Source organism: Lentibacillus sp. Marseille-P4043 (genome assembly GCF_900258515.1).
In the GTDB taxonomy this organism is placed as follows: domain Bacteria; phylum Bacillota; class Bacilli; order Bacillales; family Amphibacillaceae; genus Lentibacillus_C.
Genome location: NZ_LT984884.1, coordinates 3,870,826 through 3,887,241, shown reverse-complemented (window position 1 = coordinate 3,887,241; position 16,416 = coordinate 3,870,826). Strand labels below are relative to the sequence as shown.

General features: G+C 38.9%; 16 protein-coding genes and 1 rRNA gene. 11 read left to right on the top strand and 6 right to left on the bottom strand.

Features of this window, described 5'->3' with window-relative positions; translation table 11 throughout:
* Positions 1-257 precede the first annotated feature (257 nt).
* Positions 258-431, top strand: a complete 174-nt coding sequence (locus tag C8270_RS20185) for a hypothetical protein (protein ID WP_158701791.1) — start codon at positions 258-260, stop codon at positions 429-431.
* Positions 432-550: 119 nt separating this feature from the next.
* Here the strand turns inward: C8270_RS20185 and aspA are convergent, their stop codons facing one another.
* Complete coding sequence (aspA, locus tag C8270_RS19320; protein ID WP_106498385.1) at positions 551-2,002, bottom strand: aspartate ammonia-lyase; 1,452 nt, start codon at positions 2,000-2,002, stop codon at positions 551-553.
* A 350-nt stretch (positions 2,003-2,352) separates the two neighbouring features.
* Here aspA and C8270_RS19315 point away from each other — a divergent pair, with 350 nt between their 5' ends.
* Positions 2,353-3,225 carry a YitT family protein gene (locus tag C8270_RS19315; protein ID WP_106498384.1) on the top strand — a complete coding sequence of 291 codons (873 nt, stop codon included), beginning with the start codon at positions 2,353-2,355 and terminating at the stop codon, positions 3,223-3,225.
* Between the two features lie 75 nt (positions 3,226-3,300).
* Here C8270_RS19315 and C8270_RS19310 read toward each other — a convergent pair whose 3' ends face one another.
* Positions 3,301-4,287 carry a diaminopimelate dehydrogenase gene (locus C8270_RS19310; protein WP_106498383.1) on the bottom strand — a complete coding sequence of 329 codons (987 nt, stop codon included), beginning with the start codon at positions 4,285-4,287 and terminating at the stop codon, positions 3,301-3,303.
* Positions 4,288-4,524: 237 nt separating this feature from the next.
* Here C8270_RS19310 and C8270_RS19305 point away from each other — a divergent pair, with 237 nt between their 5' ends.
* The 3 genes from C8270_RS19305 (at position 4,525) to C8270_RS19295 (ending at position 6,574) form a co-directional block, all read left to right on the top strand.
* Positions 4,525-5,403, top strand: a complete 879-nt coding sequence (locus tag C8270_RS19305; RefSeq protein WP_106498382.1) for a LysR family transcriptional regulator — start codon at positions 4,525-4,527, stop codon at positions 5,401-5,403.
* Between the two features lie 107 nt (positions 5,404-5,510).
* Complete coding sequence (locus tag C8270_RS19300) at positions 5,511-5,906, top strand: CidA/LrgA family protein (RefSeq protein WP_106498381.1); 396 nt, start codon at positions 5,511-5,513, stop codon at positions 5,904-5,906.
* On the top strand, positions 5,882-6,574 hold the full coding sequence (locus C8270_RS19295) for an LrgB family protein (protein ID WP_106498380.1): 693 nt from the start codon (positions 5,882-5,884) through the stop codon (positions 6,572-6,574). The genes C8270_RS19300 and C8270_RS19295 overlap by 25 nt, the downstream gene beginning before the upstream one ends.
* Positions 6,575-6,847: 273 nt before the next feature.
* Here C8270_RS19295 and C8270_RS19290 read toward each other — a convergent pair whose 3' ends face one another.
* The 3 genes from C8270_RS19290 to sspJ all read right to left on the bottom strand — a co-directional run bounded on the left by C8270_RS19290 (position 6,848) and on the right by sspJ (position 8,832).
* Positions 6,848-8,059, bottom strand: a complete 1,212-nt coding sequence (locus tag C8270_RS19290; protein ID WP_106498379.1) for an MFS transporter — start codon at positions 8,057-8,059, stop codon at positions 6,848-6,850.
* Between the two features lie 12 nt (positions 8,060-8,071).
* Positions 8,072-8,422, bottom strand: coding sequence for a MarR family winged helix-turn-helix transcriptional regulator (locus tag C8270_RS19285; protein WP_442785816.1), 351 nt, complete (start codon positions 8,420-8,422; stop codon positions 8,072-8,074).
* Between the two features lie 251 nt (positions 8,423-8,673).
* On the bottom strand, positions 8,674-8,832 hold the full coding sequence (sspJ, locus tag C8270_RS19280) for a small acid-soluble spore protein SspJ (protein ID WP_106498377.1): 159 nt from the start codon (positions 8,830-8,832) through the stop codon (positions 8,674-8,676).
* Between the two features lie 304 nt (positions 8,833-9,136).
* Here sspJ and C8270_RS19275 point away from each other — a divergent pair, with 304 nt between their 5' ends.
* Positions 9,137-9,388 (top strand): DUF3243 domain-containing protein, encoded by a 252-nt coding sequence (locus tag C8270_RS19275; RefSeq protein ID WP_106498376.1) that lies wholly within the window; start codon positions 9,137-9,139, stop codon positions 9,386-9,388.
* 82 nt (positions 9,389-9,470) lie between these two features.
* On the opposite strand, the gene C8270_RS19270 is transcribed toward C8270_RS19275, so the two are convergent.
* A complete protein-coding gene (locus tag C8270_RS19270) occupies positions 9,471-9,887 on the bottom strand; it encodes a YugN family protein (RefSeq protein WP_106498375.1) in 417 nt (138 codons plus the stop codon).
* A 136-nt stretch (positions 9,888-10,023) separates the two neighbouring features.
* Here C8270_RS19270 and C8270_RS19265 point away from each other — a divergent pair, with 136 nt between their 5' ends.
* The 5 genes from C8270_RS19265 (at position 10,024) to C8270_RS19245 (ending at position 16,252) form a co-directional block, all read left to right on the top strand.
* Complete coding sequence (locus C8270_RS19265; protein WP_106498374.1) at positions 10,024-10,326, top strand: transposase; 303 nt, start codon at positions 10,024-10,026, stop codon at positions 10,324-10,326.
* 236 nt (positions 10,327-10,562) lie between these two features.
* A complete protein-coding gene (locus C8270_RS19260) occupies positions 10,563-10,871 on the top strand; it encodes a DUF378 domain-containing protein (protein ID WP_106498373.1) in 309 nt (102 codons plus the stop codon).
* 961 nt (positions 10,872-11,832) lie between these two features.
* Complete coding sequence (locus tag C8270_RS19255) at positions 11,833-12,771, top strand: AEC family transporter (protein ID WP_106498372.1); 939 nt, start codon at positions 11,833-11,835, stop codon at positions 12,769-12,771.
* A gap of 641 nt (positions 12,772-13,412) precedes the next feature.
* On the top strand, positions 13,413-13,748 hold the full coding sequence (locus C8270_RS19250) for a hypothetical protein (protein ID WP_106498371.1): 336 nt from the start codon (positions 13,413-13,415) through the stop codon (positions 13,746-13,748).
* 939 nt (positions 13,749-14,687) lie between these two features.
* A 16S ribosomal RNA gene (locus C8270_RS19245) occupies positions 14,688-16,252 on the top strand.
* Positions 16,253-16,416: the final 164 nt, after the last annotated feature.

Genomic DNA, 16,416 nt, shown 5'->3' with positions numbered 1-16,416 from the left:
AGAAGCATTGTATGTGGGATGGGGTTTTGTGTTACTAAAAAGGACAGGTTCGTTTGTCTATAGTTTAATTTTTGTGGTTATAAGTGTTAGGAACTGCTTAAGAGATGGTATAGATCTAGATTGTTTCAACACCTTAAACATAATTTATCAATAATTGGACCTGGCTACATTAAAAGAGCAGAATAGCGGAAAAAGCATAAAGAAGTATTAGGGACATTTGTTGTTCATAATGAATAATAATAAAAAGGATTGATTATATGTTTTGGTTAATAATTGGTATCTTCTTGTTACCAATGGTACTTATTGGTGCATTCACAGATTCAAAACGCAGAAAAAGAGCTAATTCAAATCCTGACCAACATAAATCATCTAATACAGATACGGAACCTAGAAAACATCATTCGATGGGAGAAAATATTAGGGGAGGTTAACCTACTTCAATTTGTTATTACATTATTGCGTGCTAAATTCAAAAGAGCAACGTTAATAAATCTGCGTTGCTCTTCATTATTCTAGAAATGCAGCAGTGGGGACTGGCACCATATCTAATTTAATTAGTTACTAATTCTTTTTCCTTACGTTTTTGATCTAAGAGCTCTTTTCCTGCAATACCTGGATGTGTCATTTCGATTGGTTGCAGGATTGTATCAAGTTCCTCGGCTGTTAGTATGCCTTTTTCAAATACGATTTCACGAACTGGTCGTTTCGTACGGATGGCATCTCTTGCAATAACTGCAGCTGTTTCATAACCAACATGCGGGTTAATCGCAGTAATAATACCAACACTATTATTCACATAATCTTGCATTCGATCACTATTCGCTGTAATGCCACGTAAACAATATTCGCGGAATACGTTAAATACGTTTGTCATAACTTTAATGGATTGCAGTAAGTTGAAGACAATAACTGGCTCCATGACATTTAATTCAAATTGTCCTGCTTCACAAGCTGAAGTAATTGTTAAATCATTACCATTTACTTGGAAGGCACTTTGGTTTACCACTTCTGCCATTACTGGATTTACTTTACCTGGCATGATGGATGACCCTGGTTGAACTGCAGGTAAGTTGATTTCTCCTAAGCCAGCACGTGGACCGGAAGCCATCATTCGTAAGTCATTTGCAACTTTCGACATATTCATCATACAGTTTTTCAGTGCAGATGATACTTCCATATAGCAATCTGTATTTTGTGTGCCATCAACTAGATTTTCTGCGCCTTTGATTGGTTGTCCGCTAAACTGTGCAAGGTAATCGACGACTTTTTCGATATAATCTGGATCGGCATTTAAGCCTGTACCTACTGCTGTTGCACCCATGTTCACTTCATATAGATTTTCGCGAGTTTTACTAATGCGGTTAATATCACGGCGAAGCACACGTGCATAGGCTTTGAATTCCTGACCTAATCGAATTGGTACAGCATCCTGTAAATGCGTGCGACCCATTTTGATGATTTCGTCAAATTCTGTTGCTTTTCTAAGAAACTCTGCATGCAAGTCTTCCATTACTAGCAGCAATTGGTCTAATTTTGCTAGTGTGGAAAGATGAATCGCTGTTGGAAATGAATCATTGGTTGATTGCGCCATATTGACGTGTGAGTTTGGACTTATGAATGTATAATTGCCTTTTTGATCACCGATTAATTCCAATGCACGGTTTGCGATGACCTCATTTGTATTCATATTAATGGATGTACCCGCGCCGCCTTGAATTGGGTCAACAATGAATTGATCATGTAATTTGCCTTCGATAATTTCATCTGATGCTTTTACAATTACATCGGCAATTTTTCTATCCAATTGTCCGACTTCATTGTTCGCTAATGCTGCACTTTTTTTAACGATGGCAAACGCTTTAATTAAAGCCTCGTCCATTGGATATCCTGTTATTGGGAAATTATCAACAGCCCGCATTGTTTGAATACCATAATAAGCATTCATTGGTATTTCCTTTTCCCCTAAAAAATCCTTTTCTACACGGTGTTCATTGTTGTTCATAAGAGGTCCTCTCCCTTAATGTAATGTTGAATAATAAAAAATAATAATTAGTATAATGAAAGCCTTTACTGCCATTGTACTACTTTTGATTACTAATGCTAGTTAAAATTATTGTTGAAAATTTTCTGTTTTTAGCGACCGTTCTGAGTATGCTTATTTCACTGGAACGACGCCTGTTAAGCAAGCAATAGAAAAGGGAATTTGTATCTTTTTTGTGCTAAGGCCGATATATTTTCGTTTAATGTTGATCTGCCGTGAAAAATTCGTATGCCAAGATGCCGTAATGGTTAAAAAAACAATTTTTATGGTAAGCTTTAATGAGAAATAAATTATTTAGAGCGAGGAATTATATGAACACAACAAAAAAGCGCAGATCCAATAGACTGAAAATGATTTTACGAGGATTAATAATTATCATTGGGGGATTTATAGCAGCTTACGGACTTGAAGCGGTATTAATCCCAAACAATGTGTCTGACGGGGGTGTGACGGGACTTAGTATCGTTGGGTCACAATTATTTGGATTACCATTAGGCGTTCTAATTGTAGTCATTAACATCCCTTTTATTTGGTTAGGATATCAACAAATTGGTAAAAGTTTCGCTATTTATTCGATTCTCGGCATAGCTTCACTAGCCTTTGGTACAAGCATCATGCACCATATCCCGGCGATTGTTGAAGGAGATACCATGTTAGTTACCGTTGTTGGCGGTATTATCCTTGGTTTTGGGATGGGGTTAGCCTTGCGTAATGGTGGGGCATTAGATGGAATTGATATGCTAGCCGTATTGCTTTCCCGAAAATTACCGTTTGGGACAAGTGATTTTATTCTTTTTTTAAACGCATTTGTGTTTATTTTCGTTTCAACCGTTTTCGGCCTTCAAGGGGCAATTCTCTCGGCAATTGCTTACTATATTGCATCTAAAGTGATTCATATCGTTGAAGAAGGTTTAAGCGGCTCGAAAACGTTTAAAATTATCACGGATCAACCCTTATTAATGGTAGAGACCATACGCGATCGCTTAGGTAGAAGTGCAACGTATAAAGAAGCTTACGGTGGTTATTCCGAAGAAAAATTTATAGAAATCACGTGTGTTATTAACCGCTTGGAAGATAGCAAAATAAAAGAAATCATCCAAGAAATTGATGAAACTGCCTTTGTGACGGTATATGATGTATCAGAAGTGAGGGGCGGTAATTTTAGGAAGCAGAATATTCATTAGGTACATAAAACAAAAGCACCCCCTTCATCTACGAAAGGGGGTGCTTTTCTAATTGCATTAATATCCTACAAAATCCTACAAATGATCTTTTCTTAATTCTTCTGGTGAACGCGGTGAAATAAGACCTGGTGCGACATCATACACCGTTTTTGCACCGAACTGCTTTTCTTGACTTAATCGGTGTGCTGCTCTTGCATATGCGACTAAAACACTAGCAGTAAATTCAGGATTGCTGTCTAAATTAAGAGAGAACTCGTAAATTTGTTTGTTGTTATCGCCAGTATTTCCGCCTCGTATAACAAATCCGCCATGTGGTGCTTTGGAGTGATCACGTTCTAATTCTTCTGCTGTAATGAAGTTCACTTCTGTTTCATAATCAGCGAAGTAGTTTGGCATGGTTTTGATTTCATTTTCGATTGCGGCTTGGTCTGCCCCTTCTTCTGCAACAATATAACATACGCGACGATGTTTTTCAGAAGTTGTTAATTCTGGATTTTCACCACTGCGGACCTTTTCAATTGCCGGTTCAGATGGGATTGTGTATTGAACCCCATTTTTTACGCCATTAACTCTTCTTACAGCATCAGAGTGTCCTTGGCTTAAGCCTTTGCCCCAGAATGTATAGTTTTCACCATTAGGTAAAACCGCATCAGCCATCACACGGTTGATAGAGAATAAACCCGGATCCCAACCTACTGAGATAATAGAAGTTGTATTGTGTTTGGTTGCTACTTCATTTACAGATTGATAAAATTCAGGGATTTTAGCGTGTGTGTCGTAACTATCTACCGTGTTGAACATGCTGGCAAAGTGTGGGGTTTGTTCAGGTAAGTCTGTTGCTGATCCTCCACAAAGCAACATAACATCAATTTCATTTTGATAATTACTTGCCTCTGATATATGTAAAGCTTTCACACCAGTTACATTTAGATCAAGCGTATTAGGCTCTCTCCTAGTGAAAACTGCGACTAATTCTAGATCAGGAGTTTGTTTTATTGCTTCTACTGCACCTCTACCTAAGTTTCCGTAGCCAACGATTCCTAGCCTAATCTTATTGTTCATATACATTACTCCTTATTTTTTGAAGATTTTTATTTACTTCTATTACTTTAAAGAATTTTAAGGGAGAATTCAAATTTGGAATACTGCCATTTTACCAGCGAAAACAGCCTTTAACAAACTGCATTAAAATCAAATAGTAAGCTATTCTCACAAACCGCTTTTTATCCAGTCAAATCTTAGGTAAACTTTATATAACAGTTGATAAAAAATATAAATCAAGCTGTGGGGAGTTAAAAAATGGATATTCAACATCTTACATATTTTGCAGAAGTAGCGAAACAAAAAAATTTTACGAAGGCATCTCAAGTATTGCATGTATCTCAGCCTTCGATCAGCAAAATGATAAAAAGCTTGGAGGAGGAACTGCAGGTAACGCTGTTGGATCGTTCAGAACGAATTGTGGAACTGACAGATGCTGGGAAGGTGGTATTTGCACGGACATTGAAGATCTTGGACATGGTAGAGGATTTACATTCATCTGTTAACGAGCTGGTTCATGTGCGAACAGGAACCATCAAAATGGGACTAATGCCGACTTTGGGTGTGATGTTGTTTCCTTATGTGCTTGCTGGCTTCAGGAAGAACTATCCGCAAATTGATCTGCAAATGGTCGAATATAGTGGAAAACTATTAGAACAGAAGGTAGAACAAGGAGAAGTTGAGTTGGGGATTACCGTATTGCCGGTTCACTCCGAATTGTTTGGTTCCATCCCTTTATTATCGGAAAAACTCGTTGTTATTGCAGATAGAGAACATTGGCTGTCAGGAAGAAAATCTGTGCCATTATCCGATTTAAAGAAGGAATCTTTTATCATTTTTACTGAAGATTATGTTCTTCATGATGTGGTCAAGCAGGCCTGTATGCAATCCGGATTTGAACCAAATGTGGTCTATAAAAGTTCTTTATGGGACATCGTTGGTGAGATGGTAGTTGCACAATTTGGGATATCTGTTGTTCCGATGTCGGTCGCCAATCGGTTTAAGGATCGAATTTCAGTTGTTTCCATCACCTCGCCGCAAATTGATTGGGAACTGGGATTAATTTACAAAAAGAATAAGTATCTTTCTTTTGCGGCCCGGGAGTTTATTACATATGTTCAGAAGGAAAAACCTTAACTATAACTTTATGGAATAGTTTTGATTACATTTATGTATTTTATGAATCGTTATAGTCCGAGTAAAATGAAGAATATATTATACATTTATCTCGGAGGTGTTGCTGCTTGAAAAAGTGGCTAACGATTTTACTGAATATCAGTTTAATTATTGCTTTTACCTGGATTGGCAAAGGGATCGTAGCAATTACCCATATCCCTATTCCAGGAAGCATTATCGGTATGGTTTTATTATTTTTCGGTCTTCAATCAGGCTGGATTAAACTAAGTTGGGTTGAAGCAGGTGCAGCGCTTCTCATTTCAGAGATGTTGTTATTCTTTATTCCGGCAGTAGTGGGATTTATGCAATATTCATGGATGTTTGGCATCAAAGGGCTCGTTATCCTATTTATTGTTGTTAGTGGCACGGCTCTTATGATGATATCGACAGGTGTTATCTCAGAAAAGATACTAGCAAGAAAGAGCGGTGAAGTAAGACGATGGTTCCCAAGATATTTTATTTAATCATCACCGTTCTTTTTTACTTTTTAGCGAAAAAAATCAACCGGAAGAAGCCAGGCTTGTTATTTTCACCAATTATCCTCACTCCTGTCATGTTGATTGTTCTCCTTTTAGTGTTGGATTTGCCTTATGAAGACTATGCGAATGGCACATTTCCGCTAAATGAATTGTTAGATGTTGTTACGGTTGCGTTGGCTATTCCGTTATATCGCAATTGGTCTTTTATTGCTAAGAATTGGCGTGTTATTTTATTTAGTCTTTCAGCTGGTTCATTGATTGCGGTTGTTTCTGGTGTTTTAACTACTTATTGGCTAGAAATGGGGCAAGATTATGTTATCAGTATCATCCCGCGCATCGTGACTATCCCGGTTGCTGTCAGTTTGTCCGAATCAATTGGCGGCATTCCTACCATAACGGTCCTCTTTAGTATGATGACATGTTTTGTTGGCGTGTTCCTGGGGCCACACATTATCAAACGCTTTTCGATTAAGCATCCATTATCTATTGGCATGATGTACGGCTTAGGTGCACAGGCACTTGGAACCGCAAAAGCTTTTAAAACAGGGGAGTTAGAGGGGACCGCCTCGAGTGTATCCTATATTTTGACTGCTATCATTACAGTTGTTTGGGCATTAATCCTGACACCGGTTATAAATGCGTTCTTGGTATAGGGATTTTCATAGTAGACCATAAAAAATAGACCTCCCTGAGTTTACCAGGCTAGTGAGGTCTATTCCTTACTCGTGCTGACCCCTCTTGAAGGGGAGCGATTCATTGCTGACCGGGGATATTAGCGTATCTTCGGTCTTTATTAGTTTATGACTAATTTCTTGTCTCTATGTTTATTATAACACGAAAGACAGTTTGCAAACAAAAAATAGATGAAATTTTTTGTAAGCTTTCCCGTATCATGAGGTGGGACAAGGGACGCCCCATGTCCCACTTTAATTTGCTTTTGATGCCATGGAATCAATGGTTGTAACGGAGCTTTCCTTTTTTCCATGCATAAAGTAATAAAGGATAGTTGTTACGAGTACTACCACTCCCATTATGATATATAAATTACGGTATCCAGTTAATGGGATGATGAAGCCGAGAACATATGGCCCGAATCCAAGTCCAGCATCGAGTGCGATATAGTATGTTGACGTTGCAAGTCCAATTCGCTGCGGTGGTGTGACCTTAACCGCAATTGCTTGGGTGGTTGATTGCATATTACCAAAGCCAAAACCAATCAGAACACCAGCTAATAATAGGACTATACTATTTTCTGCTGTACTTAAAAGCAGTAACCCCGCTGTAAATAGAACAAATGCAGGATACATGACCGAGTTTGCGCCCTTCATGTCCATTAAGCGACCTGTGAACGGGCGTGATACCAATATTGCCACTGCATAGACAACGAAGAATAGACTTGCCACATCGACTAGATCAATTTCAATGGCATAGAAATTAATAAATGATAGGACGCTAGAGTAACCTAGGGATATGATAAGGACAACGATTGCGATTGGCAATGCTTTTGGTTCAATAAAGTCAGAAAGCTTCAACTTATTTGGTTTATCGCTTTTTGCTGGCTTTTCCATTACTGGTATTTTTGCAAAAATGGAGATGATGAAACTAATGATTCCGAGTGCTAGACAAAAAATGAAAATTGCTTGATAACTGGTCTGTTGACTCATATATAATCCAATGAAAGGACCAATTGCGGTTGCCAGTGTAATGCTCATGCTGTAAAAACCGATTCCTTCACCTTTTCGTTCTTCAGGTATAACTTCGGCAATAATGGTTCCTGTTGCTGTACTTGCCATACCTAAGGCAATTCCATGTAGTAAGCGGGTAATAAGTAGAAAAGTGATTCCGCCATTTATAAAATACAAAAGCGAAGTTAAAATAAAAAAGATTAGGCCAAAGTATAACATTTTCTTATTACCGACTGATGTAATCATCCGTCCAATAAAAAGCCGTCCGATTAACGTTCCAATAATAAAAATCCCGGTTACAAGCCCAGCTTGGCTTTCGGAAACATTAAATTCTTCTACCGCGTAGACAGCCATGGTTACTAATAACAAATAAAAAACTAAGTATAAGAAAAAATTTGCAGATGAGACGATGATAAAGTCTTTTGTCCATAATTTAGATTTTGCTTGATTCACGAAACTAGCTCCTTACTTCATAATATTATTTCTGATTTCTTCCATAATCCGGATAATCTCTAATTGTTCCTCTTCTGATATTCCTTCCAAAATTTCTTGTTCAAATTGATCGATGGTAACACGGACATTCTCATAAACGGTTTTACCATGTTCTGTAAGCCGCATTCGTTTTTCGCGCCTATCCTTACTTGGTGATTTTTCGACATAACCTAATTCTTCTAAACGAGTAAAGGTCCTAGTTATGGTGGGCTTCTCTACACCTTGGTAATGGGAAATCTCTACATGTGTTGCAGGGCCATAATTGTGTAAGTAGTACAAGATGGTCCACTGTGCCCGATGCAGGTTATGTTTGCTTAGTTGCACATTAAGTCGATTTTCAAAAGGGCGATACAACATGATCAGTTGATGGAAAAACTGTTGCGTAGACTTTATGAGAAACACCTCCTAAAATAGTTATCATAGGTAACAGTTATCTTGGGTAACTTTAATAGGTTAACAATATTTTTGGTGGATGTCTAGTGTTTTTTAGCAAAAGGGTCGGAAACATTTGGAATAAGTTAAGGACACAATTCTCAAAATTATAAGGAGCTCAAATTCTGAGCTCCTTATTTCGATTATTTATATTGTTGCCCGCTTTTTTTCTTTCTGACAGCTTCTTGTAAAGGATCTCCAGCCAATGCTTTTTCTGCATCATCTAAAGAATTTAAAAAGGCTTGATTGCTTTTAGCCGAAATGGATTGTTTGTTTTGTTGTTTGTTATTAGAGAAATCCATGCTAATACCTCCAATTTTATTGTTATGCCGCTATACCGACATCTATCATATTATTTCCTTCCTCTTGTAGATAAATGCGGATTACGCAATAACAAATTTCACCATATTCCGGTGCTTAGTTGTGAAATGATCATTAATCTTTTAACACTTTTATTGACATATTTTTATTAGATCTCACCTGTATATATATTTAAATTACTTACATAATAAAAACGCAAGGGGAGGATTTCAAATTCCCTTTTCTTGAGAGGTCTAAATTGTTGGTAAGATGGAAACCCGTAAATAAATTTATGGAGGGATAGCTATGTCAGTATTAGACAATTTTGACGGATGGAAGGAATTTCTTGGTAGCCGCCTTCAAGACGCACAAAATAAAGGCATGGATGGAGAATCGATGAATAGTATTGCTACTGAGGTTGGAGACTATTTGGCAGCTAATGTTGATCCAAAAAATGATGAGCAACGATTATTGAGTGATCTTTGGAATTCAGCTGATGAAAATCAAAAGCAAGCTTTGGCAAGTACAATGATAAACTTAGTCAAAAATTCCAAATAACACAGGAAGGGATGTCGCTTTTTTGCTTCATCCCTTCTTCATTTATATATCTTTTTTTGCTTAAAATGAAAAATATTTATTCTTACAAAAAACTAACCTGATCCACTATTTGATCTACAGCTTGTTCACCATTTTCTTCCCATTCATTTTTATCTTTTATACGTCCGTCTTGGTCCAATGGATCTTGAAATTGGCTAAACCCGGAAACGGTAGCCAAAGCGTTGACATCCTTATCTAATCCGGTATTGACTACATGCTTGATGACATACGGTTTTTCAAATTCAATTAAGGCATTAGGGCGATCCAATTCTCCTTCTAATACTTTAAAAGGGAGTCTTAGATAAATTGTTTCTCCCGCTTCACGCCACAAAATCGAATCTAAGCATCCCTTATGGTAATCCCAGCACCCACCTAAAGTATAATCAAGACGTTTCGAATGCTTCAGCACGTTACGGTAATAGGTTTTCTTTCCTTCAAGTTCTGTTTGTAATTCGATCAACAACATTCACTCCTTTTAACTATGGTTATTGGTATTATTTACTTATCAATCAATAAAATACCAAGATATTTCCATCAATGAACAAGATTGGATTTTCACATGATGTTCATACTAGTTCCTGAAGGGGAGTGATATTGTGAGGGTTTTATTGGTTGCCGGAAGTATTGCAACACCTATTATTATGTTCTATTTACAAAAGCGCTGGATAAAGTTTCGATTCGTTTTTAATTTAGCTGCAATCATATCTGCGCTTATATTTGGAAATATTGCCTCTCTATCCATTCATCAAATCATTAAAGATAATATGGTTTTTATGACTACCATTCACGCTATTTTCTTAAATCCCTTTTTTCTAATTACTGGTTCTTATATAGGAATATATATCCTTTATCGACTGTTACGAATAACCTTAGAAGAATCAACGGGTGTAGATCTTTAGTATTTTATATATCCATTTACGTGTTGTTTTATTTAGTTATTTGCTGTTAAATCACTTCATGTGAAGGTAAATACTAGAGCGTTCTGGCCTTGCCTTTTTAAACATTTCATGAACCCCCAAATTATATTTCCATCATCAGTATTAATAAATTAGCAATAGCAAAAGATAAGATTGACTCTATCCTGTAACTCCAGAAGTGGGATAGGTCCCTTAAAAGGGTTTGGAGGTGAAAAAATATGGATGTCTTAAAGCGAATCGCGCTAGCCTTAGTAATCATTGGTGCAATTAATTGGGGGCTAATTGGTTTTTTTCAATTTGATTTGGTTGCCGCAATTTTTGGTGGTCAGGCTGCTCCTTTATCAAGGGTTGTCTATGCACTTGTTGGCATAAGTGGTTTATTTTGTATAGGCTTATTGTTTAATCCAGTTGAAAATGAAAGTACAATTAGAGGTAGCTCTATCCAGACAAACAGAATAAATTATGGTACTGAGTTTGGTGAAGAGAGAAACTTCTCAAATGAAGATGACCCAAGAAATAAGGAATGAACAGAAAAAAAGCCATACAGCTTGTATGGCTTTTTTTATTTGTTAGGCTGTTTTCTAAAGGATTGGGACTGCGATTACTCGTCCCATGTTTAGTGCAAAGTAAAAGTCGAGAGTATTGCAAGGGGGTTAAGCCGTTGCGACTTTATACGGAGAAGTGAGTATGATACCATGATCAACTTAGCCAAGCCTTATTACAGCTGGCTTCTTGGCTAATCACTCATGCTCACAGAGGCTCCGTGTCAAGTTGCAACATTCTCGATTTGTGATTGCAATTTTCTAAGAACTCGCATTGCAAAATACATCCCACCGAAAACATTTGTTGTTTATGACACATAAGCTATATAATGCGCAGTAATGAAGCTCTCTTTGGTGACACTTTCTTCCCGTTCCAATGGTATATGAGTGCTTGGATTCGCTCCGTCAGAATACTTCGCTTTCCATGGGCACGGCCTCAGCCTCCTCGGAAGCAAAGAGCGCTTCCTGCGGGGTCTTCGGACTCGTGCTGTTCCCATAGGACAAGGGATGCTTCGGCAGCGTTACATCGCACGCAGAAAATCGAACTGTATTTTCAAGGAGTCTACGTATTCTGACTCCGCTAGTAGAAGTTCCCTAATTTTTGTGTAGATATAGCATGTATATCAAGTAATAGCACCTACTAGCGAAGGGAAAACACGTAGACTCCTGCGGGAACAATGGTTTTCGGTGGGGCGAGTTAGCGCAGCCCCAGCACGTGTCTGAAGACCTCGAAGCGGCGGTTTTCCGCTTCGGAGGCTGAAGCCGTGCCCGCGGAAAGCGTAGTGTTTTCCCGTAGCGGTTGTCAAAGCTCCGAACTTGATTTCTAGTTATTGCACATAATCCTTCATATACGAAGTTAAAAAGCAACAAAGTTTACGAAGACAGCCCGTTAAAAGAATTAACCATCCAAGCGACGGTTTCATATCGTAACTGAGGGGGGATAATCATGGGTTCTGCAAGTGCATTTTTTCAGGAAATGTTGGTTCTATACGGCATTGCATTGCTGGGATTTGTCGTGAGGAAAATAGGGGTTTTAAAGGAGAATGCCAACGATGTTCTAACCCAACTTATACTGTATATTACGTTACCTGCACTTATTTTATTTTCATTGGACATTTCTTTTTCTAGTGCCATGGTAAAAGAGTTTATATGGCTCGTCTCCATGTCTGTTTATGTGCTCATAGCTTCCATTTTTTTAGCTATATGGATGAAAAGAGGATCACAACTTCCAAAAAAACAAAAAAGTGTATATGAAGGATTGATTATTTTTGGTAACCAGGGATTTATTGGTTACGCGGTAAGTTTTATTCTTTTAGGGGAACAAGGAATTGTCTATTTAACCATGTTTAATTTGTGTTACCTGATTCTAATATGGACTTATGGAATTTACCTTTTTAGCAGGGATATGGATACAATTAATTGGAAAATTATTTTATTGAATCCAGGAATCCTTTCCACATTAACTGGCTTGGTCATTTTTCTGCTTCCGATAAGCTTGCCGGACATGATTTCAGAAGGACTTGAAAGCATTGGAAAAATGACCATCCCTCTGTCAATGATGCTGATAGGATGTTTAATAGCGGACGTAAAATATAAAGATCTCTTTTTATTGTTCAAAAATACGTACCTTTGGAAATTAGCAATAGTAAGGCTGATTCTAATTCCTCTATTATTTCTCCCATTTGTTGCTTTGCCTGTATCATTTCCAATCCTTGTAATTGCCGTTATAGTTTCTGGAATGCCTTCCGCTCCAACGATCTCACTTTATTCACAAAAATATGGAGCTGATACACTCTTTGCATCGTTAGGCGTACTATTAACTACATTGTTATGTATCTTTACCATTCCATTCCTTTATTTTGTTGTGAATTTATTGATGAATTGATGGAATCAGGTGTTGGTTCCAATTACGCTAAAGTGATTGAATAATAGGAACACGATCCTTTTTTCGCCCCAATTATTTTCATCCGGGTATACAGAAGACTTCCTTAGTTCCCTAATATGTGAAATAGCCCATCTCATGACAGTGTAATAATCCCGATAATTGTTTACAAACGAGCCCAGAGTTAAACTTCCATAAAAATACGTGTCTTGTCGCACGGTCAGTTGTGGGGATAGTTTTCCATTTGATAACGGAAAGAGGAATTCAGACAATCAATGTTGATAAAAATAATGGATTAAAACATGTCACTATCATGTCACTTTTGATGTCCTAAAATCGTTTATTCTAGTAGTATAGAAACTTTATCCTCTCTTGAAAGGCACTCACTACGGATCGTGTGGGTGTTTTATTATTTGGATAGCGTTTGCGGGAATATTGCATGTAGGTGGGGACTGTGATGATATTTAAATGTCAACAATGCAAAGAATATACAGGAACACTACACAGGAAACAGGATAAGTTAGTTTGTGATAGGTGCAGGGGACCGGTTAGATATGTTTCTAATAAAGAATACAAATAACTTGAAACTTTATCCATCCTTTATCGTATACTTATATTAAATACATATGATGGAGAGTGCAATGATGAAACGAATATTAGGTGTTGGGATTATGTTTTTGGTTGTGTTAGTGGTTACATTGGCTGGTTGTGGCGACACAAAAGTAGAACCGGATTACACAGCCGAGGAATTTGAAGCTGCTTTAAACGAGGGCGAGAACCTAGAAGGAAAGATTGTCTCTGTAAAGGTTAATAAATTTGTGCCAGACAGCGCTTTTGGTTACAACATACAAGCGGGTGAACATTTGAACTTCATATCAAGTGACAACCCAGATGTAAAAGCAGGTGATGAGATCATCGTTGAGGTGGAAAGTGTTAAAAGCGCATTAGGTTCTTACATGGTCTCATACAAGAAAAAATAGATTAAACACTCAAGGCATCCTAACGGGTGTCTTTTTTATTATATACGAAAGGTGAGATGACCCTTAGATAAACGTTATCAAGATACAATCGACGTAATACTTCTCAAAAGTTTGTGAAAGCCCACCCTCTGTTAACAGAACGCACAAAGCAAACGCTGCATTGTTGAACATTGAAAAATCATTCAGTTTTACAGTTGATCACGAAGAAGAACAAAAGCGCTCAGCTAACGATTTAAAATTCAATCTCCGTTCGTTCATTCTCATTATCAAAGGGAGTGAATCATGCTGCCGATAAAAACCTTGTTGATGTTGTCGTTAATATAACAGTTATTTGCGCAGTATCTTCTTTAATCTTAAGTTATTAATACTGTTTGCTTGTCGGAAACAGCGATATCAGCAGATAAGATTTCTTCATCCTTATGTTCAATAGAGACGTTTTGGCTTTTTCGTTAGGCTAGTTGATTTACCTTTTTTAATGGATCCGGTTGCATAATCTGTAACTCATCTACGGTTGATTTAGAAATTAAAAATGAACACGGGGATTTCCTTTTCCTGCTTTCTAATGTAAAATACGTCGATGTTAATTATAAATATCAAATATAAGGAAATAATTGGTAGCGTTATGGTATTGCATTATTTATCTACTTTGTGCTAAATTATATATCTACCGCAAACAACTGACTGAAGGAAATCTAGGGAATTTAAAAAATGGTTGACTTTAAGTTCAATAACGTGGTAAGATATTTCTTGTCGCTTAAAGAAGTGATTTTGATCGAAAATAAATCAGTAAAAAAGTTATTGACGCAGACGAAATAGTTTGCTATAATAAATAACTGTCGCTGAAAGACGGCGATGACTTGATCTTTGAAAACTGAACAAAACAATCATTATGTCAAGAACGAAATGCTAGTCAAGTTTAGAGCAAGAAAGCTCATCTATTTTTTGGAGAGTTTGATCTTGGCTCAGGACGAACGCTGGCGGCGTGCCTAATACATGCAAGTCGAGCGCGTGAAACTTGCTGAAGCTCTTCTGAGTGGATGCTTGTGGATCGAGCGGCGGACGGGTGAGTAACACGTGGGCAACCTGCCTGTAAGATCGGGATAACTTCGGGAAACCGAGGCTAATACCGGATGATACTTTTTCTCGCATGAGGAGAAGTTGAAAGATGGCTTCTGCTATCACTTACAGATGGGCCCGCGGCGCATTAGCTAGTTGGTAAGGTAATGGCTTACCAAGGCAACGATGCGTAGCCGACCTGAGAGGGTGATCGGCCACACTGGGACTGAGACACGGCCCAGACTCCTACGGGAGGCAGCAGTAGGGAATCTTCCGCAATGGACGAAAGTCTGACGGAGCAACGCCGCGTGAGTGATGAAGGTTTTCGGATCGTAAAACTCTGTTGTTAGGGAAGAACAAGTATCGTTCGAATAGGGCGGTACCTTGACGGTACCTAACCAGAAAGCCCCGGCTAACTACGTGCCAGCAGCCGCGGTAATACGTAGGGGGCAAGCGTTGTCCGGAATTATTGGGCGTAAAGCGCGCGCAGGCGGTCTTTTAAGTCTGATGTGAAATCTCGTGGCTTAACCACGAGCGGTCATTGGAAACTGGAGGGCTTGAGTGCAGAAGAGGAGAGTGGAATTCCACGTGTAGCGGTGAAATGCGTAGAGATGTGGAGGAACACCAGTGGCGAAGGCGACTCTCTGGTCTGTAACTGACGCTGAGGCGCGAAAGCGTGGGTAGCGAACAGGATTAGATACCCTGGTAGTCCACGCCGTAAACGATGAGTGCTAGGTGTTAGGGGGTTTCCGCCCCTTAGTGCTGAAGTTAACGCATTAAGCACTCCGCCTGGGGAGTACGGCCGCAAGGCTGAAACTCAAAAGAATTGACGGGGGCCCGCACAAGCGGTGGAGCATGTGGTTTAATTCGAAGCAACGCGAAGAACCTTACCAGGTCTTGACATCTTCTGCAAACTCTAGAGAGAGAGGGTTCCCTTCGGGGACAGAGTGACAGGTGGTGCATGGTTGTCGTCAGCTCGTGTCGTGAGATGTTGGGTTAAGTCCCGCAACGAGCGCAACCCTTGATCTTAGTTGCCAGCATTAAGTTGGGCACTCTAAGGTGACTGCCGGTGACAAACCGGAGGAAGGTGGGGATGACGTCAAATCATCATGCCCCTTATGACCTGGGCTACACACGTGTTACAATGGATGGAACAAAGGGCAGCGAAGCCGCAAGGTCAAGCAAATCCCATAAAACCATTCTCAGTTCGGATTGCAGGCTGCAACTCGCCTGCATGAAGCCGGAATCGCTAGTAATCGCGGATCAGCATGCCGCGGTGAATACGTTCCCGGGCCTTGTACACACCGCCCGTCACACCACGAGAGTTGGCAACACCCGAAGTCGGTGAGGTAACCTTTAGGAGCCAGCCGCCGAAGGTGGGGCCAATGATTGGGGTGAAGTCGTAACAAGGTAGCCGTATCGGAAGGTGCGGCTGGATCACCTCCTTTCTAAGGATTATTAGAAGGAACGCGGAGTGAGGTCATTTCAGATGATCTCCTCGGTAAGGGCGTACTTGGTTGTTTGGTTCAGTTTTGAGAGAGTGAATCTCTCGCTTTGTACCTTGAAAACTAAATAAGAGTAAGACATTCAACGACATCAAATTTAAGTTCTT